Below are 21,817 nucleotides of genomic sequence, written 5' to 3'. Positions count from 1 at the left end.
TCGATCACGGGACGGTCCTGGGCGGACGCAAGTCCCGTTGCGAGTCCCGTCGCAAGGCATGAGCCTAGAACGAATGGGATGACGTAGCTTTTCATACGCGATCCTTTGTCGATCGACGTCCCCTCGGTGCCAGAGATGGCAAAGCGAACGAGAAGCGCAAGGGCACCCGCTCGTGGAGCGAAGTGCAGGCTCGCGTTCGACTGCGTTCCGAGCCAGCGCTCGCGGTCCATCATGCCGGAGCCGTGGGACCTGTGCAAAGCGATCGATCCCGTTAACCTTTTATTAACTCGCCGATTGCCGAGGAACCCCCTCCATGAGACCGTTCGTTAACGGCAGATTAACGAGACGGGCAGTGGTCATGCGGATCGCGACTTCGAAGGGCCAGGATGCGATGTCCGGTCTTGCCAGAACCGTCCGTCGCGTCTTCGGTGCCGGCCTCCCGCTCGTCTCCGCGTTGCTGCTCGGTCAGGCTGCCGAGGCCCAGACATTCGCGTCGCTGCCTGCCGCACCGAGCGCCATCGTCGCCGGCGGCGAGGCCCGGCCGATCGCCGCCTGGAGCGAGTTCTGCCAGACCTACGCCGCCGAATGCGCCATCGACGTCACCGAGCCCGCCGTCATCGCCATCACGCCCGCCGTGTGGAACACCATCGTCTCGGTGAACCGCCGCGTGAACAAGTCCCTCAGGGCCGTGACGGACCTCGACCATTGGGCTGTCCCCGACCGCTGGGACCTCGCCGAGGACGGTGCGGGCGATTGCGAGGACTACCAGCTTCTCAAGCGCAAGTTGCTGGCAGCGGCCGGCCTGCCGCGCCGGGCGATGCGGATGACCGTCGTCATCGACGAGAAGGGCGAGGGCCATGCGGTGCTCACCCTCGTGACCGACCGTGGCGATATCATCCTCGACAACAAGACCAGCACCGTCCTGCCCTGGCGCCAGACCGGCTACACCTTCATCAAGCGCGAGAGCCAGAGCAGCGTCGCCTGGGTCTCGCTCGGTCGTGCGGCCTCGCCGGTGACGACGGCCAACCGCTGAGGCGGCCCGTCCCGGATCGGGACGACGGCGAAGTCTTAAGATTAAGGAAATCGGAAGGTTGTTCCTGCGATGGTTCCCGCCTGAAACGGGGGCCGTGGCCCATGACGCATCCGATCCTCACGACCATCTGCGCAGCTCGCCAGCGTCTCGCCTTCCTGGTCGTGCTGCTGACCGGATTGAGCATCGGTCCGGCCGTGGCCAGCGACGTGGCCGAGCTGCATTCCTCGTGGCGCGGCTGCCTCCACCGCAGCTTCGGGTTCCAGGTCGCGCTGACGAGCCGGACGCTGGCTGCGGATACCGCCCTGCGTGCCTGCCGCCACAGCGAGGACGCATATCTCGTCGCCCTGGCGACATCGCCGCTGGTCGATGGCGACGACGTTGCCCGCGTCCGTCCCGCCGTGCTCCAGCGCGCCAGGGGCTGGCTCCTCAGCGGCCGGGCTTCCCGACCCCTCTGAGCGACCTGCGCCTTCAGGCCGCGCTCACGGTCATCATGTCGCGCTCGCTGCGCTTGAGCAGGGCGGCGATGGCCGATGGCGCCATCGCCTTGCCGTAGAGATAGCCCTGGCCCTCGGCGCATCCCATCCGGCGAAGCACCGCCTCCTGTGCAGGTGTCTCGATACCCTCGGCGATGACATCGAGGCCGAAACTCTCGGCCATGCCGAGGATCGCACGCACGATCTCGGCATCGTGGCCATCGGTGTCGATGTCGCGCACGAAGCTGCGGTCGATTTTCAGGCGCGTCAGCGGGAAACGCTTGAGCGAGCTCAGCGACGCGTAGCCGGTGCCGAAATCGTCGAACGCGATGGCGACGCCCTGGCGATGCAGTTCGCGGATGGGATCGAGGATCGAATTATCGGCCTGAAGGGCGATCCGCTCCGTCACCTCGATCTCGAGGGATCCGGGCGGGAGGTGGTGCCGGGCGAGGCACCCCATGATCTCCTGGGCGAGGGTGCCTTCGCGGAGATGCGAGTCGAACAGGTTCACCGCCACGCGCAGGGGAGGCAGGCCCATCGCCCGCCAGTACGCGGCCTGGCGGCAGGCTTCGGCGACGATCCAGCCCCCGAGGGAAGCGGCCAGCGGATGGGCCTCGAGCGCGTCGATGAAGGCACCGGGCAGGAGCAGTCCGCGTTGGGGATGCTGCCAGCGCAGCAGTGCCTCGACGCCGATGACCTCCCCGGTCGCGAGGGCGACCTGCGGCTGGTAATGCAGCACGAATTCCGCCGCCTCGAGGCCGCGGGTCAGTTCGTCGTGGAGCACGCGGCGGGCGACGACGGCGCTGCGCATCGCCGGCTCGAACAGCCGGGCGCAGCGGCGCCCGTCGCGCCTGGCTTGATAGAGGGCGAGATCAGCGTCGGCGATGAGGTCGTCGCACACCGTGTCACGGCCCATGCCGATCGCGATGCCGATGCTCAGGCCGACGTGGAAGGTGTGGCCACTGACCTGGAACGGCTTCTGGAAGGCGTCGAGGATGGCGGAGGCGCTCGATCCTGCCACGAGCGGATCGCCGACGCCCGGCATCAGAACCGCGAAGACGTCCCCCGCGAAGCGCGCCACGATGGACTTGGACGCGACGCAGCTCGGCAGACGGATGGAGACGGCTTGGAGCAGTGCGTCGCCGGTGGCGTGGCCGAGGCTGTCGACGACCTCCTTGAACCCATCGAGGTCGAGCAGCATGACCGTTGCGTGCCGGTCGGCCTTCAGGGTGGATTCCAGTTCATCGTCGAACTGCGCGCGGTTGATGAGCCCCGTCAGCTTGTCGTGCTGCGCCATCTGGACGAGCTTGGCGTCGCGTGCCCGCCAGTCGCTGATGTCGCGCATGATGGCGCCGATGCCGATGCCCGCCCGATCCTTCCAGATCGACATCGAGAACTCGATCGGGAAGGTGCTGCCGTCTCGGCGCTGCGCCATGAGCTCGATGGTACGCCCCGCGAATGTCGAGGCACCGTTGGCGGCGATGCGCGCCAGGCCGTGCTTGTGCGCCTCGCGGAACGGCTCCGGGATGATGATGTCGATCTCCTGGCCCAGCATCTCGCCGGCGGCATAGCCGAACAGGGCCTCGCCGGCCGGATTGACGAAGGTGATGGTGCCTTCGTCATTGATGGCGATGAAGGAATACTCGGCCGCCTTGGCAAAGCCCGCCGTGGCGGCATTGACGAAGTCGGAGCGGCGCAGTTCGAGATGCTCCATCGCCAGGGCGGCGAAGCTCTTCAAGATCAGAATCTGTTCCTGCGAGAAAGCGAGGTTCGGCGCCGTATCCGCGATGCAGAGTGCGCCGAGCCGCTCGCCGCTCGCGGTGATCAAGGGCGCGCCGGCATAGAACCGCATGCCTGCCCGCGGCCCCGACGACAGGCCTTGCGCAAAGCGCGGGTCGAGGGCGAGGTCCGGCGCCACGAAGACGTCGTCGCCGGTGATCGCGATCTCGCAGAGCGAGCCGGCGCGCTCGACCTGGGCCATGTCGGTGCCGACGCAGGCCTGCAGCCAGCACGAGTCCTGGTCGACGAACGAGATCCAGGCCATGGGCGCCCCGAGGCTCGCGGCGGCAAGGGCCGTCATGTGCGTGAGGCCGGGGGTCACCGTATTGCCGATGACGCGGTAGGCGCGCAGGGCGAGGAGGCGCCGGGCCTCGATCGCCTCGGACTGGTTCGCTCCTGAAGGAGGTGTGGTCATCAAAGGGCGCACCGACGGCTTCGCACAGCCGACGAACCATAGTGCAAATTCCTAATAGAATTTGCTGAGGGAACCGGACCCGAGCGTTTTCCTGCAGTGCTTGTGGAATTCGTCCGTCCGGCCGGACGCGTCGAATGCGGTTCGGTAACGTCGATGCGAGATTCGCCACTCTGCCGTCATCCACCGCGCTGCTGCGACGCCGGCCCTTCCATCCGCGGGAAGATCCCGCCGTCTACCTGAAGGTCTTGCGCGGATCGAAGGCGTCTCTGACCGCCTCGCCGGCGAAGATCAGCAGGCTCAGCATCAGGGCGACCACCACGAACCCGGTGAGCCCGAGCCAGGGCGCCTGGATGTTGTCCTTGCCCTGCGCCAGCAGCTCCCCGAGCGAGGCCGAGCCGGGCGGAAGCCCGAAGCCGAGGAAGTCGAGGGAGGTCAGGGTCGAGATCGAGCCGTTGAGGATGAACGGCAGGAAGGTGAGGGTGGCCACCATGGCGTTGGGCAGGAGGTGGCGGCTCATGATCCTGACGTTGGAGAGGCCGAGCGCCCTTGCGGCGCGCACGTACTCGAAGTTGCGGGCGCGCAGGAACTCGGCCCGCACCACGCCCACCAGCGCCACCCACGAGAACAGCAGCAGGATTCCGAGGAGCACGAAGAACCCCGGCGCGATGAAGGCCGAGATGATGATGATGAGGTAGAGGGTCGGGATCGCGCTCCAGACCTCGATGAAGCGCTGCAGGGCAAGATCGACCCAGCCGCCGAAATAGCCCTGCACCGCGCCGGCGATCACGCCGATGACCGACGAGACCGCCGCCAGGATCAGCCCGAACAAGACGGAGATGCGGAAGCCGTAGATGATGCGCGCGAGCACGTCGCGGGCGGTGTTGTCGGTGCCGAGCCAGTTCCATTCGACGTCGCGGCAGCCCGTGCCTCCGGTGCGCTCGGCCACCGGCTGGCACTGCGCGTCGGTGAGCATCCAGGTCGGCGGAGAGGGGGAGGGGGTCGGCAGACCGTTGATGATGGTGTCGTAGGAATAGGGGATCGGCGGCCAGAGAGCCCAGCCGTGGTCGGCGATTTCCTTGCGCGTCTCGGCCGAGCGGTAGTCCGGCCGGGCATAGAAGCCGCCGAACTTCTCGTCCGGGTAGTCGATCAGGACCGGAAACAGCCACTCGCCCTTGTAGGACGCAACGATCGGCCGGTCGTTGGCGATGAACTCCGCGAACAGGCTAAGCCCGAACAGGACGAGGAAGACCACGAACGACCAGAACCCGAGCTTGTTGCCGCGAAAGTTCGCGAGCCGGCGGCGGTTCAGGGGCGACAGGCCGCCCTGCGTCCTGGGCAGGACGGGGACGGCATCGAGGGGGCGGGCGAGCTCGTTCACACCCACCGCCCTAGCAGCGCTTGCCTCAGCCGTCGATGCGGTGAGCCGTACCGTCGATCACGGTCGGCCTGATGCCGCCGTTGCGCTCGAGATGGCTCCGCAACAGGCGGACGTTGCGCAGGTTCGCCTTGAACGCCGCATCGAACAGATCGCCGGCCAGGGGCACGATGCCGACCGCCCCGTCGAAGGCGACGTTCATCGCCATCCGGGCGACGAGCCAGCGTGGCGCGCCGAGACGCTTGGCCTCGTAGACGATGTAGGAGGACAGGCACACGCCGGCGAGGTCGCCGAGCCCCGGCACGAGGCCCAACACGGCGTCGAGGCCGACCCGCCGGTTGATGCCGGGAATGAGGAAGGCCGCATCCATGAGATGGGCGAGCCCCTCCAGCCGCACGAGGGTCGCCTCGGCGTCGGCCCGCTTCTCGTTCTCCGCCTTGCGGCCGGTCTCGGTGAAGCGGAGCGGGTCAGTCTTGTCGAAGGTCTTGTCGACGGTCTTCATGACGGCCATCGGGGGCTCCGGAAAGGCGGCAGGCGTTGGCCGGGATGTGGCCCCGCCCGCGGGCGCCTGCAAGGCGAGGCCCGTCCCGATCGCGGCACTGTCCCGATCAGGCCAGCGCCCTGCCGAGGTCGCCCAACCGGTCGAGGGCCGCGTCGAGGGTCGCGTCTTCCTTGGCGAAACACAATCGCACGATGTGGCGCACGGGAGCTTCGGTGTAGAAGGCGCTGACCGGGATCGCGGCGACGCCGCGCGTCTCCACCAGCATCCGGCAGAAGGCGACGTCGTCCGCGACGGCGAGCCCGGCGATGTCGATGTTGAGGAACCACGTCGCCTGTGCCGGCAGGACGCGAAAGCCGCGCTCGGACAGGCCTCGCGCCAGCCGGTCCCGTGAGCGCGCGAAGCCGCGGCGCATCGCCTCGAAATAGGCCGTGTCCTTTCCGAGTCCGTAGGCGACGCCCTCCTGCAGGTTGGGCGGCGTCGTGAAGGTGAGGAACTGGTGGGCCTTGGCGAGCCCCGTCATGAGGGCCGGGGCAGCCATCACGAACCCGACCTTCCAACCGGTGAGGCTGAAGATCTTGCCGGCCGATCCGATCTTCACCGTCCGGTCGCGCATGCCCGGAACCGCCATCAGTGGCGTGTGGCGCACATCGTCGAAGACGACGTGCTCCCAGACCTCGTCGCAGATCGCCACGACGTCGAAGCGCTGGCAGAACGAGGCCAGCAGCGACAGGTCGGCCCCCGAGAACACCGTCGCGCTCGGGTTGAGCGGGTTGTTCAGGACGACGGCCTTCGTCCGCTCGCTAAAGACCGAGGCCAGGGTTGCCTCGTCGAGCCCGAAATGCGGGGGCTTGAGGCTGACGAAGCGCGGGATGCCGCCGGCCCGGAGTACCAGCGGCAGGTAGGCGTCGTAGGCCGGCTCGAACAGCACGACCTCGTCGCCCGGCGCGATCAGCGCCAGGAGCGAGGCGGCCAGGGCTTCGGTCGCCCCCGACGTCACCATCACCTCGGTATCCGGATCGAGGTCGAGGCCCTGGTGGCGTCCGTAATGCGCGGCGATGGCCCGGCGCAGAACGGGCAGGCCCATCATCGGCGGATACTGGTTGTCGCCGTCGCGCAGGAAATCGGCGGCCCGCTCGCGGACATCGGCCGGGCCGGGATCATCGGGGAAGCCCTGGCCGAGATTGATCGCCCCGTGCCGCCGTGCGAGCCCCGACATGACGTCGAAGATGGTCGTGGGAAGTTCGGAGAAGACAGGGTTCATCGCAGCGGTCTTGGGGGCGGAACGAGTGGGGTTTGCGGTCGCCGGAACGACGGCGCGTTGTCGTTGCGGGTAGCACAGCCGCCGGGGGCGGCGAAATGTGCGTGGACGCACCCAGGACGATGCCGGACGCACCTCGAACGCCGATCCGGGCCTGACGAATGTTGACTTTCATCAGGCGTGATTTACCTCTCGGACCACGGCTGGAGCGGCGCTCGCTCTGGTGGAACTCCGCCCCCTCGTTTCGTCGGGCGATGTGCCGCTCCGGTCGTTCCAGGATGCCGCCCCGGCCCGCATGCGAGGGCCAAAGGGCGTTGCCGGTCCTTGGCTTCCGGGCCATCCTCACACCGATCGATCCTGCGTACAGTCGGGTACGGAATGGCGAAGCGGACTTCGACCTGTCTGGGTCTGGGAGCCTGTGTGGCCCTCATCGGCCTCGGCTTGCGCCTGTCCGTCCCCGTCACGCCCGCGGACGCGGCCTATCGTGAGGTCGTGCAGTTCCACCGGATGCTGAATTCGCGCCTATCGGCAGGCGAGCCGAAAGCGCCGTAGCCGACGACGCGATGCGTGTTGGCACCTAGGCACCAGGCTCACCGATCATTCGTCGGAAACACCGCGAAACCGCGGCGCCCCACTGGTGACGCATTACCGGATCACTCAACCGCCATGCTGAAGGTCGACGTCCGTGCGGACCGCCGCCGATCGTGTGCACGCTCGCGCCCGGCGGCTCCCACCCGCTCGCTCGCACCCCGGTCGCTGCGACATCGGCCCAAGGTGCCAAAAAGGCGTGGGCGAACCATCTCATCGATGAGGTTGAGCGAAATGCCGGCCGATAACCGTTTATACTGCGGGGCATCACGCTCCCGGCGATCGGGCTTGTTTTCATGAACGACAGCTCACCCATCCGGACGGAGACGGCGCGGGACTATCCCGCTTCACCTCCGCCCGTCTCGGCTCCGCCCACGACGCGGCGGTCCGGGAGGGGATGGATCTGGTTCCTGCTGCTCCTCGCGGCAGGGGCGGCCGGCTATTATGGCTACAAGACCTACTACGCGCCCAAGAGTGAGGGAGCGAAGACCGAGGCCGCTGCCGGGCCGGGCGGCGGGCGTGGACGCGGCGGGCGTGCCGGCGACCCGGCCCAGGCGGTCGGCGTCGCCAAGATCGCGTCCGGCAATATTCCCGTGGTGCTCTCGGGCCTCGGAACGGTGACGCCGCTCGCCACCGTCACGGTGCGGTCGCAGATCAGCGGCTACCTGACGGAGATCGGCTACCGCGAGGGCCAGATGGTGAAGAAGGGCGACTTCCTTGCCCAGATCGATTCGCGGATCTACGAGGCGCAGCTCGCCCAGTTCCAGGGCCAGCTCCAGCGCGATCAGGCGCTGCTTCAAAACTCGAAGCTCGATCTCGCGCGCTTCCAGCGCCTCTCCCAGCAGGATTCGATCTCGAAGCAGAACGTCGACACGCAGGCCGCCCTGGTCAAGCAGAACGAGGGCACGGTGGCCGCCGACCAAGCCCTCGTCGACCAGCAGAAGCTCAACATCACCTACACGCGGATCATCTCCCCGGTGGATGGGCGCGTCGGCCTGCGCCAGGTCGACCAGGGCAACTACATCACGGCGGCCTCGACCAGCCTCGTCGTGGTGACCCAGATCGACCCGATCTCGGTGATCTTCACCCTGCCGGAGGACGACGTCTCGCGCGTGATGAAGCGGGTGCGCTCCGGCGCCAAGCTCACCGTGAGGGCCTATGACCGCGGCGACACGACCCTGATCGCCACTGGCACACTCGAGACCGTCGACAACCAGATCGACAACGCCACCGGCACGGTGAAGCTGCGCGCCCTGTTCCAGAACGACGACGACGCACTGTTCCCCAACCAGTTCGTGAACGCCAAGCTGACCGTCGACACCGTGGCGGACGTGGCGATCGTCCCCACTGCGGCGATCCTGCGCGGCACGCCGGGCACCTACGTCTATCTGCTCGACGGCGACGACAAGGTCGTGGTGCGCCCGATCAAGCTCGGCGAGTCCGACGGCCCTCGCACCGCGGTGGTCTCCGGCCTCGCGGTCGGCGACCGGGTCGTGGTCGACGGCACCGATCGTCTTCGCGATGGAGCCCCGGTCCGCATCATCGGCGACGCCAAGCCGGGTGAGCCGAAGCCATCGGACGCACAGCCCGGCACGCCGAGGCCCGAGGGCGCCGCCGCGGCGACCGGCGCGACGATGCCGGCGGCGCAGGGGCAGCCCTCTGCGGAAGCACCCAAGCGCGAGCGCCGCAGCCGGCGCGAGCAGGCTTCTCCGTGACCGAGGGATCGTCCCCTATTCATCATGACGCGCTCCCCTCCCCCTTGCGGGGAGGGGCCGGGGGCGGGGGTGGTTCCGCTGGCCTCCGCAGCGGGTCACCCAGCCACCCCCACCTCCAACTCCTCCCCGCAAGGGGGAGGAGAGCCGCGCTCATTGTTCGGAAGGGACCTCTCTCAAGCCACTTCGTCGTCGTCGTGCTCCAATGAACCCCTCCCGCCTCTTCATCCTGCGCCCCGTCGCGACGACGCTTCTGATGCTGGCGATCCTCATCGTCGGCATGGTGTCCTACGTGAACCTGCCGGTCTCGGCGCTGCCGGCGATCGACTACCCGACGATCCAGGTCCAGACCTTCTATCCCGGAGCCAGCCCCGAGGTGATGACCTCGGCGGTGACCGCACCCCTGGAGCGCCAGTTCGGGCAGCTCGCCAACCTCAACCAGATGTCGTCGCAGAGCTCGGCGGGCGCCTCGGTCATCACCCTGCAGTTCAACCTCGACCTGCCGCTGGACATCGCCGAGCAGCAGGTCCAGGCGGCGATCAACGCCGCGGGCAACCTCCTGCCCAACGACCTCCCGGCCCCGCCGATCTACGCCAAGGTCAACCCCGCCGACGCGCCGGTCCTGACCCTCGCGCTGACCTCGGTGACGCTTCCCCTGACGCAGGTGCGCGATCTCGCCGAGACGCGGCTCGCCCAGAAGATTTCCCAGGTCCCCGGCGTCGGCCTCGTCAGCATCGGCGGCGGCCAGCGCCAGGCCGTGCGCGTTCGCTTCAACGCGCGGGCGCTCGCCGCCTATGGGCTCAACATTGACGATCTGCGCACCACCATCGCCAATCTCAACGTCAATACGCCCAAAGGCACCATCGACGGGCCGACGCAGTCCTACGCCATCAACGCCAACGACCAGATCCGCGACCCCGCCGCCTACAACGAGGCGATCATCGCCTACAAGAACGGCTCGCCGGTGCGTCTCTCGGACGTGGCCGAGGTGGTCAACGGCCCCGAGAATACCAAGCTCGGCGCCTGGATGGACACGACGCCCGCCGTCATCCTCAACATCCAGCGCCAGCCCGGCGCCAACGTCATCGCGACCGTCGACCGGATCAAGGCATTGCTGCCCCAGCTCCAGGCGACGCTCCCCGCCGCCATCGTGGTGACGCCGCTCACCGACCGCACCACGACGATCCGCGCCTCGGTCCACGACGTGCAGGTTGAGCTGGCGCTCGCGATCGGCCTCGTCGTCCTCGTGATCTTCCTGTTCCTGCGGAGCGTTTCGGCGACCATCATCCCGAGCCTGTCGGTGCCGCTGTCGCTCGTCGGCGCGCTCTCGATCATGGACCTCTACGGGTTCTCGCTCGACAACCTCTCCCTGATGGCGCTCACCATCGCCACCGGCTTCGTCGTCGACGACGCCATCGTGGTGATCGAGAACATCGCCCGCCACGTGGAGGAGGGCGACCCGCCCTTCGAGGCGGCGCTGAAGGGCTCGCGCGAGATCGGCTTCACCATCATCTCGCTCACCGTGTCGCTGCTGGCGGTGCTGATCCCGCTCCTGTTCATGGGCGACGTGATCGGGCGGCTGTTCCACGAATTCGCGATCACGCTGGCGGCGACCATCGTCATCTCGGGCGTGGTCTCGCTGACCCTGGTGCCCATGATGTGCGCCCGACTCCTCAAGCAAGTTCCCGGGAAGCATGTGCCGGCCGAGCGTGCGGCGCGGCGCGAAGGGTTTCTCTCCCGCCTCGGCCGCCGCGCGAGCGAGGGCACCATCGAGGCCTACGGACGGGCGCTGCGGGTCGTTCTGGCCCACCAGGGGCTGACGCTTCTCGTCACGCTCGGCACGGTGGCGCTCACCGCCTACCTGTTCGTGGTGATCCCCAAGGGGTTCTTCCCGGTGCAGGATACGGGCGTTCTCCAGGGCATCTCCCAGGCCGACCAGACCGTCTCCTACGCGGCCATGGCCGAGCGCCAGCAGCGGCTCGCCGCGATCGTGCTCGAGGACCCGGACGTGGTCAGCCTGTCCTCGTTCATCGGGGTCGACGGCCAGAACGTCACGCTCAATTCCGGCCGCTTCCTGATCAACCTGAAGCCCCACGACCAGCGCAAGAACGACGCATCGGCCATCATCCGCCGGATCAAGGCGGCCACGGCCAACGTGCCCGGCATCCGCCTCTACATGCAGCCGGTCCAGGACCTGACCATCGACACCGCGGTCAGCCCGACGCAGTACCAGGTCATCCTGGAGAACCCGAACCTCGAGGCGTTCAACACCTGGGTGCCGCGCTTCGTGCAGGCGCTCCAGAAATCACCGCTGCTCTCGGACGTGGCCAGCGACCTGCAGAGCAGCGGGCTGTCGGCCTACGTCACCATCGACCGCTCCACGGCCGGCCGCTACGGCATCACTCCGGCAACCGTCGACAACGCCCTCTACGACGCCTTCGGGCAGCGCATCATCTCGACGATCTTCACCCAGTCGAGCCAGTACCGCGTCATCCTCGAGGCGGACCCGGACCAGCACAGGACCCTGGACAGCCTGAACAACATCTACCTGCCGTCATCGACCGTGGCATCGGGTCAGGTCCCGCTCTCGGCGATCGCGCAGGTGAGCGAGCGGCGCGCGCCCCTGCTGATTAGCCATCTCGGTCAGTTCCCGGCCAGCACCGTCTCCTTCAACCTCGCCCCCGGTGCGGCTTTGGGCAACGCGGTCGGCGAGATCGAGCGCGTGAGGCGTGAGATCGACCTGCCGTCGAGCTTCCGCATCGTGCCGCAGGGCTCGGTCCTCGCCTTCGAATCCGCGCTCTCGAACCAGTTCTTCCTGGTGCTGGCGGCGATCGTCACGGTCTATATCGTGCTCGGGGTTCTCTACGAGAGCTTCATCCACCCGATCACCATCCTGTCGACCCTGCCCTCGGCGGGGATCGGGGCGCTGATCGGCCTGATGCTGTTCGGGCTGTCGCTCGACGTCATCGCCATCATCGGCATCGTGCTCCTCATCGGCATCGTGAAGAAGAACGCGATCATGATGATCGACTTCGCGCTCCAGGCCGAGCGCGAGGAGGGCAAGAGCCCGCGCGACGCGATCTACGAGGCCTGCCTTCTGCGCTTCCGCCCGATCCTGATGACGACCCTGGCGGCCCTGTTCGCCGCGGTGCCGATGATCATCGGAACCGGCGTCGGCTCCGAGCTGCGCCAGCCGCTCGGCATCGTCATCGCCGGCGGCCTCATCGTCAGCCAGGTGCTCACCCTGTTCACGACGCCGGTGATCTACCTCGCGTTCGATCGGCTCGAGCGGCGCCTGACCGGGCGGCGCGAGGGCGGGGCGCCCGCCGCCGAGGCACTGCCGTGAACGTCTCGGCACCCTTCATACGCCGGCCGATCGCCACGACGCTGCTGACGATCGGCATCCTGCTCGCCGGCATGTTCGCCTACACCAAGCTGCCGGTGGCGCCGCTGCCGCAGGTCGACTTCCCCGTGATCCTGGTCCAGGCGCAGATGCCCGGCGCCTCGCCGGAGACCATGGCGACCACCGTGGCCGCACCCCTGGAGCGACGGCTCGGCATCATCGCCGACGTCAGCGAGATGACCTCGACGAGCTCCACCGGCACGGTGCGGATCGTGCTGATGTTCGGCCTCGACCGTAACATCGACGGCGCGGCCCGCGACGTCCAGGCGGCGATCAACGCGGCCCGCGCCGACCTGCCGACCGCGCTCCGGCAGAACCCGACCTACCGCAAGTTCAACCCGGCCGATTCGCCGATCATCATCCTCGGCCTGACCTCCGACACTCTGTCGCCGGGCCAGCTCTACGATTCCGCCGCCACCATCGTGCAGCAGAAGATGGCCCAGCTCCCCGGGGTCGGGAACGTCGACATCGGCGGCTCGTCGCTGCCGGCCGTGCGCGTCGAGCTCGATCCCACCGCCCTGTTCCAGTACGGCATCGGCCTGGAGGGCATCCGGGCGGCGCTCGCCTCCGCCAATGCCAACTCGCCCAAGGGCGCGATCGAGACCGATACGCGCCACTACCAGCTCTATGCCAACGACCAGGGCCGGGTGGCGGCCGATTACCGCGATATCGTCGTCGCCTATCGCAACGGTGCCGGGGTGCGGCTATCCGATGTCGGCCAGGTGCTCGATTCGGTGGAGGACAGGCGCAACCTCGGCCTGATCAACGGCAAGCCGGGCGTGATCCTGTTCATCTACAAGCAGCCGGGCTCGAACGTGGTCGCGACCATCGACGGCCTCAAGGCGGCCTTGCCACAGGTCCAGGCGGCCCTGCCCGGCGACATCACCCTCACGGTCACCGGCGACCGCAGCGCCACCATCCGGTCGTCCCTGGCCGAGACGCAGCACACGCTCGTCATCGCCGTCGTCCTCGTGATCGTCGTGGTCTTCCTGTTCCTGCATTCCGGGCGGGCGACGCTGATCCCGGCAGTGGCGGTGCCGATCTCGATCATCGGCACCTTTTCGGCGATGTACTTCCTCGACTACAGCCTCGACATCCTCTCGCTGATGGCCCTGATCATCGCCACCGGCTTCGTGGTCGACGACGCCATCGTCGTCCTCGAGAACATCCAGCGGCACATCGAGGAGGGCAAGCCGCGGATCGAGGCCGCCTTGCTGGGTTCGCGCGAGGTCGGCTTCACCGTCATCTCCATGAGCCTGTCGCTCATCGCGGTGTTCCTGCCGATCCTGCTCATGGGCGGGATCGTCGGGCGGCTGTTCGAGGAATTCGCCGTGACGCTGTCGCTGGCGATCCTGATCTCGCTCGTGTTGTCGCTGACGACGACGCCGATGATGTGCGCGCTGTTCCTGAAGCCCGAGGGCCATCGGCCGGACGGGACGCCGGGCAAGCGCGCCAACCTGTTGCTGCGCATCCTCGAGGGCGGCTTCGAGGGCATGCTGCGCGCCTACGAGCGAACGCTGCGCGTGGCTCTGCGCTTTCCCCGCCTCGTGCTGCTGGTGCTCTTCGCGACGGTGGGCCTCAACGTCTACCTCTACGTCATCGTGCCCAAGGGCTTCTTCCCGGAGCAGGATACCGGGCAGATGATGGGCGGCATCCAGGCCGACCAGCGCATCTCCTTCCAGGCGATGAAGCAGAAGCTCGAACAGGCGAGCGCCATCGTCCAGGCCGATCCGGCCGTGGACAGCGTCGTCGGCTTCACAGGGGGGCGCGGCACCAACTCGGCCAACGTCTTCGTCGGCCTGAAGCCGCTGGGGCAGCGGGAGCCGATCTCGGAGGTGATGAAGCGCCTGCGGCCCAAGCTCGCCCAGGTGGCGGGTGCCAGGCTCTACCTGTTCCCGCGACAGGACCTGCGCATGGGCGGCCGCCAGAGCTTCGCCCAGTACCAGTACACCCTGCAGGGCGACACGCCAGACGAGCTCTACGCGGTGGCGCCCAAGCTCGTCCAAGCCCTCCAGCGCGACCCGACCTTCGCGGACGTCACGTCCGACCAGCAGGAGGGAGGGCTGGAGAGCCGCATCGTCATCGACCGTGCCACGGCCTTCCGCTACGGGCTGACCCCCGACAAGATCGACAACACCCTCTACGACGCCTTCGGCCAGCGCCAGGTCTCGACGATCTACAACCCGCTCAACCAGTACCACGTCGTGATGGAGATCGCGCCGCGCTACCTGCAGAGCCCCGAGACCCTGAAGATGATCTACGTCTCGACCTCCGGCGGCAACGCCCGCGGCACGGCGACGACGAACGCGGTGGCCGGCACCGTGGCGGGGAGCGAGGCGACGACCTCGGCGTCGAACGTCGCGGGTGCCGCGGGCACGGCGAGCGATGCTGCCATCGCGGCGGACCCGGCGCGCAACGCCGCCGCCAACGCCATCGCGGGCGGTCGGGGCGGCGCCTCGTCGAGCGCGCCGGTGTCGAGCGCGCGCGAGACCATGATCCCGCTCTCCGCCTTCGCGCGATTCGAGACCGGCAACGCCCCGGTACAGGTCAGCCACCAGGGCCTGTTCGTGGCGACCACGGTCTCCTTCAACCTGACGCCGGGCAAGAGCCTCTCCGACGCCACCGTCGCCATCGAGCGGGCGATGGCGGAGATCCGTGTGCCCGCGACGGTCCACGGAGAATTCGCCGGCACCGCCAAGACCTTCCAGGGCTCGACCTCGCGCCAGCCCCTGCTGATCCTGGCCGCGATCCTGGCCGTCTACGCCATTCTGGGCATCCTCTACGAGAGCTACGTCCACCCGATCACGATCCTGTCGACGCTGCCCTCTGCCGGCATCGGCGCGCTACTGGCACTGCTCGTGTCGGGCACCGAGTTCACGGTGATCGCGCTGATCGCGGTGTTCCTGCTCATCGGCATCGTCAAGAAGAACGCGATCATGATGATCGACGTCGCCCTCGACGCGGAGAGGACCCGGGCTATCCCGCCCCGGGAGGCGATCTTCGAGGCCTGCCTCTTGCGCTTCCGCCCGATCATGATGACAACGCTGGCCGCCCTGCTCGGCGCCCTGCCGCTCATCGTCGCCGGCGGCGAAGGCTCGGAACTGCGCCGTCCCCTCGGGATCGCCATCGTCGGCGGATTGATCGTGAGCCAGATCCTGACCCTCTACACCACCCCCGTCGTCTACCTCTATCTCGACCGGCTGCGCCGGCGGCCCAAGGCGGCGGGTGGTGCCGTGCAGGCGGCGCCGGCGGAATGATCTTGTCATTATGGAGTTCGCGCCAGATCCGCTCCCTTCTGCGGGGGAGGGTGCCTCGCGGATGCGAGGCGGGAGAGGGGATCGCGACCTCTCCGGATAGGGCAGTGCTCCCAACTTCCGGCCCTCTTCGCGGCCAACCCCGCCCCGCGGGGGCGGGACGGAAGGTCCGCACGACGCTCGGGATAGGCGCAACATTCGTTCTGGCGGCGGCCACCTCCGGCTGCCTCGTCGGCCCCGACTATTCCCGCCCCTCCGTCGAGACGCCGCTCGGCTTCAAGCAGGGCGGCCCCCGCGAGGACAGCGCGGCCTATGTGGCGAGCCGCAAGGGCTGGCGTCTCGCGCGGCCGAACGACGGCGCCGAGCGCGGTGACTGGTGGCGGGTTTTTCGCGATCCGGCCCTCGACCGCCTGATCCGCCTCGTCGATGTAGACAATCAGAACTTGCGCGTCTCGGTCGCCTCCTACGAACAGTCGCGCGCCTTCGTGGCACAGGCCCGGGCGGCCCTGTTCCCGACGGTGATCGGCGCTCCGAGCATCACCCGCTCGCGCAGCCTCGGCAACGAACGCACCAGCATCTCGATCCAGGGCCAGGCGTCCTGGGAGCTCGACCTGTTCGGCCGCATCCGCCGCAACATCGAGAGCGAGGTCGCCACCGCCCAGGCCAGCGCGGCGGATCTGGCCGCCGTGCGGCTGTCGATCCAGTCGGAGCTCGCGACGAACTACCTCTCGCTGCGCTACCAGGACTCGCTGCAGCGCCTGCTCAACGAGACGGTGGAGGCCTACAAGCGCAGCCTCGCCATTGCGGAGAACCAGTACAATGCCGGCGTCGCCGCGCGGTCGGACGTCATCACTGCCCAGACCCTGCTGCAGACGACCCAGGCCCAGGCCATCGCGGTGGGGCTGCAACGCGCGACCTTCGAGCATGCCATCGCCACCCTGATCGGGCGGCCTCCCTCGGAACTCTCGCTGCCGGTGGTCCCGCTCGCCGCAAAACCCCCGACCGTGCCCGTCATCGTGCCCTCGGACCTGCTCGAGCGGCGTCCCGACATCGCCCAGGCCGAGCGCAACGTGCAGGCCCAGAGCGAACAGATCGGCGTCGCGGTCGCGGCCTTCTACCCGACCGTGGGCCTCTCGGCCTCCGGGGGCATCTCGGGGCTGACGAGCAACGGCGTGTTCTCGGCGGTCAACCAGGTCTGGTCGGTGGCGGCATCCGGCAGCCAGACTCTGTTCGACGGCGGCACCATCGCGGCCGGCGTGCGGATCGCGCGGGCCGCCTACGAGGCCAGCGTCGCCACCTATCGCCAGACCGTGCTCACGGCCTTCGCCGAGGTCGAGAACGGGCTCGCCGGCGTGCGCATCCTGAACCGCCAGCAGGCGGCGCAGGAGGAGGCAGTGGTCTCGGCTCGCCGCGCCGTCGAGATCACCCTCAACGAGTACCGCGCGGGCACGCAGAACTTCACCACCGTGGTGACCGCCCAGGCGACGGCGCTCAACAACGAGGTTTCGGCCCTCCAGATCCGCCTCAACCGCTTCACCAATGCGGTCTCGCTGATCCGGGCGCTCGGCGGCGGCTGGGACGTGCGCAGCCTGCCGACCGGGCAGGACCTGACCGCCGCCCGCCTGCCGATCGATTCCGGCCCGGCCGTGCGCACGGACGAGTAGTGGCGTCGCCCACGTGGCTGCGTGGCCAGGGAACGAGGGTCTAGGGAACGAGAGCCAGGGAACGCGCCTTCGCGGGCCGAGGTTGACCGGCAACGAGGCGGAGACCCTTCCGTTCGTGCCGAGCGGATCGCGTCGCCATGTCTGTCATCGCCTTGCCTGTCATCGCTTTGCCCGACCATGGGACGACGGACACCGACGGGGATGTGCCCCGGGCGCCGCCCTGCACGCTCGTGATCTTCGGCGCGAGCGGCGACCTCACTAAGCGGCTCCTGATGCCGGCGCTCTACAACCTCGCCGAGGCCGGGCACCTATCCGACGACGTCCGCATCATCGGGGTCGATCACAACGAGAACACCGACGAGGGCTGGCGCCGGGACCTGAGCGACGCCCTGCAGGAATCCACCAAAGATCCGGACGCCGAGTTCCATCCGGCGCGGATCGACCAGGCGCCCTGGGCCTTCGTGCGCGACCGCCTCCGTTACCACACCGGCGACTTCGAGGCGGCCGCAACCTATCGGGCGCTCCGCGAGGCGCTGACGGGCAGCGCGATCTTCTACCTCGCGGTGTCGGCCCGGTTCTTCGGCCCCGTGGTCGAGCGGCTCGGAGAGGCCGGTCTCCTGGAGGAGGGGGAGGGCCGCTTCCGCCGGGTCGTGGTGGAGAAGCCCTTCGGCGAAGACCTCGCCTCCGCGCAGGCTCTCAACGCCAGCCTCCTGAAGCAGGCGGACGAGGCGCAGATCTTCCGGATCGACCATTTCCTCGGCAAGGAGACGGTGCAGAGCCTCCTCGCCCTTCGCTTCGCGAACCGGCTGTTGGAACCGGTGTGGAATGCCGGCCATGTCGAGTTCGTGGAGATCACGGCCGCCGAGACGATCGGCGTAGGCACGCGCGGCGCCTTCTACGAACCGACCGGCGCCTTGCGCGACATGGTTCCCAATCACCTGTTCCAGCTGCTCTGCATGGTCGCCATCGAGCCGCCGGCCTCGCTCGACGCCGAAGCCGTCCGTGATGCCAAGGCAGCGCTGATCGGAGCGATTCGTCCGGTCGAGCCCGGCGATGCGGTGCGAGGTCAGTACCGGGCCGGGACCGAGGATGGTGCCGGCGTGTCCTCCTACCGCGACGAGGCGGATGTCGGCCCGCAATCGCGCACGGAGACCTACGCCGCCCTAAAGCTCACCATCGGAACCTCGCGCTGGGACGGAGTGCCGTTCTACCTGCGCACCGGCAAGCGTCTCAGCGGCCGGCGCACCGAGATCGCGATCCATTTCAGGGCGCCGGCCCATGACCTCTTCGCTGCGGTGGGCGGAGGCGAGGCCAATGTCATGCGTCTGCGCATCGACCCCGAGCACGGCCTCGCAACGACCCTGAGCGTGAAGCGTCCGGGGCCTGGGATGCGGCTCGGACCGGTGGTCACCGGCTTCTCGTACGGCGACTTCTTCACGGAAGCCGCGGCCGTCGGCTACGAGACCTTGCTGTTCGACTGCATGACCGGCGACAGTACCCTGTTCCAGCGTGCCGACATGATCGAGGGGGCCTGGGCCGTGGTCGATCCCCTGATCCGCGCCTGGAAGGATGCCCCGGTCGATGAATACCCTGCCGGAACCGACGGTCCCGCGGCAGCGGACGCCATGCTCGCGCGCGAGGGTCGAGCCTGGACGCCGCTTTCCGACGCCTGAGCGAGTTACCGCGCCGCGGCCTTGCGGGGCACCGGCGGCTCGAAACCCGCAAGGTCGTCGTGATGCAGCAGGACGACGTCGGCCGCCGCCGCCAGCTTGCGGGCCGCCGGGGTGAAGCCGGCATTCGAGACGACGGCGGCGAAATCGCCCGACCAATATCGGGCGGCTGCCGCCACCTCCTGCACGGCGGCGTTGCCGACGGGCTTGCCGTAGCGCTTGCACTGAACGACGAGGCGCAGTCCGTCGCGCTCGGCCACGATATCGGCGCCCTGGTCGCCGCTGGCCTGGGTCGGCCTCGCCTGCCAGCCGCCCTCGCGCAGCCGGGAGGCGCAGAAGCGCTCATAGGCGATGCCGTCCTCGGGTGCCTCGGACTCGACGGGAAGCACCACCTTCGCTGCCACGGTCTCGACGACGGCGAGGATCTCGGTCCATCGCGCCTCGCACTCGGGACCGAGCCCGCGAGCCGCGAGCTTGGGCAGGATCGTGCGTTCGGCGAAGTAGGCCCGCTCACGCTGCCAGCCGTCGCGGATCTCGTTGCCGTAGGCATCCACGAAGCATTCCTGGCGGCGTCGCAGGGCAAGGATGCGGGCATGAGGCCGGGTGATTCGGCGCACGAGACGCCTCAGCCGTCGAGGCCGGTCGAGGTAACGCAACAGGACGAGGACGACGAGGATCCCGGTGCCGATCAGAGCGGCCTGCCCCCAGACGAAAGCGGCGGCGCCACCGATCACGGTGGTCCAGAACAGGCGTGCGACGAGGTGCGATCCGCCGGACATGAGGCTCCACGGGCACGCCGCCGGACCTTCCCCGATCGGGAACGGCTCGCGCTACCTGTCGAACCCTGCCATCGCCCGCTTGCCCGACCGTGAACGCCGTGGAGGTCGTCCCGCGACTGACGCCACGCGATTGGATGCGGCTCCCGCGTCGGGCTGCCTCATCGACCCCCGACGCGTCCCGGATATCGCAATGCAGGAAGCATCTTGGGTCCATGGCGGACCCGTCGCCATGACCTAACGGGCCGACGATCGAGCGGATTGCTCAGCTGTGGATATCCCCGGTGATCGAGATACCTTTTACGGTACCGATCGATCCCGGGCACCGGATCATCCGTCAGGCTTCCGCCGCGACCTTCGGCCGGCGTCCGCGCGCGACGGGTTTCATGGCCTGGGTCTCTACGGATTCCGGCTTCGTCCGCGCTTTCCGGCGCTGCTGGCCCAGCCCCATATTCTTGGCGAGTTCGGATCGTGCCGCAGCATAGTTCGGTGCCACCATCGGGTAGTCGCTCGGAAGATTCCATTTGGCCCGATACTGATCGGGGGTCATCTCGTAGCGGGTCCGCAGGTGACGTTTGAGCGATTTGAACTTCTTTCCGTCTTCCAGACAGATGACGTAGTCGGGCGTGACCGATCGCTTTACGGAGACGGCGGGCGTGAGCGCCTCCACCTTTTCTTCCGTTGCAGCGTTCGACAGTCGCCCGAGGGTCGAATGGACCGAGGCGATCAGCGCAGGCAGTTCAGTGACAGGAACTGAGTTGTTGCTGACGAAAGCCGAAACGATATCCGCCGCAAGCTCGATGTAATCGACCGACATTCCGGTTCCCGCCTCCATTCTCAACCCCCGATGGCAAATTTGAATACGTTAGGCTGGCGATGCGCGGCACAGAGCCACGATACGAAGCAACCCAATCAAGATAGTGACCTTCCCGTTACTATGATGTTCGAAATCCAAGCGCAAGAGGTCGCATCGGAGAAAACACTCCGAAGACGTTTCATTGAAAAATCAGGCCGATTCCGGTCTCGATCGGGATTGTTGATCCGGTTGGACCGTCGCGTACATGCCCCGCGGGGGACGTAACGATCGAATTAGAATACGGACGGCGTAGCGGTCTGCGTCAAAACCACACACGAAAACGTTATCCAAAAATGAATACAATATTTGATTGAAGATAGGGCTGAACAACTTCAGGTAGTTTAGGTTGACATGCCGAAGGCCCGTCGGCCCCGACGACGTTCCTCGAAAATCCCTGGTTGTGGTGACGTCGCGGACCCGGCGTGCGACGTCAGGCGGGCCCGGCGTTGCTTGTCAGCGGGCCTCGTCCCGGCGGCGCGGCCCGTATGACCGGAATCGCTCGACAGTGCGGGCGATCTCCTCATCCGGCAGCACGACCGGCGTCCCGACCCCGAGCGCGACGGCGTATTGCCGGCACAGGGCTTCCATCTCCACCCCGAGCCACAGGGCCTTGGCGAGGTCGGGACCTGCGGCGATCATGCCGTGATTGGCGAGCAGGCATCCGCTTCGCCCCTGCAGCGCCGCCAGCGCGTGGTCCGAGAGCTCCAGGGTGCCGTAGGGGGCATAGGGCGCGCAGCGGATCGTCGGTCCGCCCACCGCGGCGATCATGTAATGCACGGCCGGGATCTCGCGCCCGCAGATCGCGAAGGCGGTGCAGTAGGTCGGGTGGGCATGCACGACCGCATGGAGTTCGGGCCGGGCCACGAGGATATCGCGGTGGAAGCGCCATTCGGACGAGGGGGCGAGCAGGTGTTCGTGGCTGCCCGCCATGGTCATCGGGACGATGTCGTCGGGCGCCATCGTCTCCGCCGGGATGCCCGACGGCGTGACGAGGAACCCGTCGCCGTGGCGCACCGAGATGTTGCCGGCCGTCCCCTGGCTGAGGCCGAGGGTGATGAG

Annotated in this window: 14 protein-coding genes; 7 read left to right on the top strand and 7 right to left on the bottom strand. The window is 68.0% G+C overall.

Going from position 1 to position 21,817, the window contains the following annotated elements; genetic code table 11:
- Window positions 1–358: 358 nt before the first annotated feature.
- Together ACFE7U_RS03545 and ACFE7U_RS03540 are read left to right on the top strand one after the other, a co-directional pair.
- A complete protein-coding gene (locus ACFE7U_RS03545; RefSeq protein WP_375408352.1) occupies window positions 359–1,033 on the top strand; it encodes a transglutaminase-like cysteine peptidase in 675 nt (224 codons plus the stop codon).
- Window positions 1,034–1,134: 101 nt separating this feature from the next.
- A complete protein-coding gene (locus ACFE7U_RS03540; RefSeq protein ID WP_375408347.1) occupies window positions 1,135–1,488 on the top strand; it encodes a hypothetical protein in 354 nt (117 codons plus the stop codon).
- 13 nt (window positions 1,489–1,501) lie between these two features.
- Here ACFE7U_RS03540 and ACFE7U_RS03535 read toward each other — a convergent pair whose 3' ends face one another.
- From ACFE7U_RS03535 to ACFE7U_RS03520, 4 genes are all read right to left on the bottom strand, one after another.
- Window positions 1,502–3,700, bottom strand: a complete 2,199-nt coding sequence (locus ACFE7U_RS03535; RefSeq protein WP_375408346.1) for a putative bifunctional diguanylate cyclase/phosphodiesterase — start codon at window positions 3,698–3,700, stop codon at window positions 1,502–1,504.
- 232 nt (window positions 3,701–3,932) lie between these two features.
- The gene (locus tag ACFE7U_RS03530; RefSeq protein WP_375408351.1) at window positions 3,933–5,078 is read right to left on the bottom strand and encodes an ABC transporter permease; all 1,146 of its coding nucleotides are present in this window, start codon (window positions 5,076–5,078) and stop codon (window positions 3,933–3,935) included.
- 25 nt (window positions 5,079–5,103) lie between these two features.
- Window positions 5,104–5,586, bottom strand: coding sequence for a DUF4112 domain-containing protein (locus tag ACFE7U_RS03525; RefSeq protein ID WP_375408345.1), 483 nt, complete (start codon window positions 5,584–5,586; stop codon window positions 5,104–5,106).
- Between the two features lie 97 nt (window positions 5,587–5,683).
- Window positions 5,684–6,838: an aminotransferase gene (locus tag ACFE7U_RS03520; protein WP_375408344.1), complete on the bottom strand. Its 1,155-nt coding sequence runs from the start codon at window positions 6,836–6,838 to the stop codon at window positions 5,684–5,686.
- 881 nt (window positions 6,839–7,719) lie between these two features.
- Between ACFE7U_RS03520 and ACFE7U_RS03515 the strand changes: the two genes are divergently transcribed.
- The 5 genes from ACFE7U_RS03515 (at window position 7,720) to zwf (ending at window position 19,129) form a co-directional block, all read left to right on the top strand.
- On the top strand, window positions 7,720–9,138 hold the full coding sequence (locus tag ACFE7U_RS03515) for an MdtA/MuxA family multidrug efflux RND transporter periplasmic adaptor subunit (RefSeq protein ID WP_375408343.1): 1,419 nt from the start codon (window positions 7,720–7,722) through the stop codon (window positions 9,136–9,138).
- Between the two features lie 202 nt (window positions 9,139–9,340).
- Window positions 9,341–12,481, top strand: a complete 3,141-nt coding sequence (locus tag ACFE7U_RS03510; protein ID WP_375408342.1) for a multidrug efflux RND transporter permease subunit — start codon at window positions 9,341–9,343, stop codon at window positions 12,479–12,481.
- On the top strand, window positions 12,478–15,795 hold the full coding sequence (locus ACFE7U_RS03505; RefSeq protein ID WP_375408341.1) for an efflux RND transporter permease subunit: 3,318 nt from the start codon (window positions 12,478–12,480) through the stop codon (window positions 15,793–15,795). The genes ACFE7U_RS03510 and ACFE7U_RS03505 overlap by 4 nt, the downstream gene beginning before the upstream one ends.
- A 182-nt stretch (window positions 15,796–15,977) precedes the next feature.
- The gene (locus ACFE7U_RS03500) at window positions 15,978–17,456 is read left to right on the top strand and encodes an efflux transporter outer membrane subunit (protein WP_375408350.1); all 1,479 of its coding nucleotides are present in this window, start codon (window positions 15,978–15,980) and stop codon (window positions 17,454–17,456) included.
- Between the two features lie 137 nt (window positions 17,457–17,593).
- Window positions 17,594–19,129, top strand: coding sequence for a glucose-6-phosphate dehydrogenase (gene zwf, locus ACFE7U_RS03495; protein ID WP_375408340.1), 1,536 nt, complete (start codon window positions 17,594–17,596; stop codon window positions 19,127–19,129).
- A gap of 5 nt (window positions 19,130–19,134) precedes the next feature.
- Here zwf and ACFE7U_RS03490 read toward each other — a convergent pair whose 3' ends face one another.
- From ACFE7U_RS03490 to ACFE7U_RS03480, 3 genes are all read right to left on the bottom strand, one after another.
- On the bottom strand, window positions 19,135–19,905 hold the full coding sequence (locus ACFE7U_RS03490; RefSeq protein WP_375408339.1) for a restriction endonuclease: 771 nt from the start codon (window positions 19,903–19,905) through the stop codon (window positions 19,135–19,137).
- A gap of 334 nt (window positions 19,906–20,239) precedes the next feature.
- On the bottom strand, window positions 20,240–20,737 hold the full coding sequence (locus ACFE7U_RS03485; RefSeq protein WP_375408338.1) for a MucR family transcriptional regulator: 498 nt from the start codon (window positions 20,735–20,737) through the stop codon (window positions 20,240–20,242).
- 474 nt (window positions 20,738–21,211) lie between these two features.
- Window positions 21,212–21,817, bottom strand: a 606-nt coding sequence (locus ACFE7U_RS03480; protein WP_375408337.1) for a class II aldolase/adducin family protein, incomplete at its 5' end; no start/stop codon positions are given.

The sequence above is a fragment of the uncultured Methylobacterium sp. genome, from assembly GCF_964251405.1.
In the GTDB taxonomy this organism is placed as follows: domain Bacteria; phylum Pseudomonadota; class Alphaproteobacteria; order Rhizobiales; family Beijerinckiaceae; genus Methylobacterium.
The sequence above is the reverse complement of the archived record's forward strand: the minus strand, read 5'-3'. Positions and strand labels throughout refer to the sequence as shown.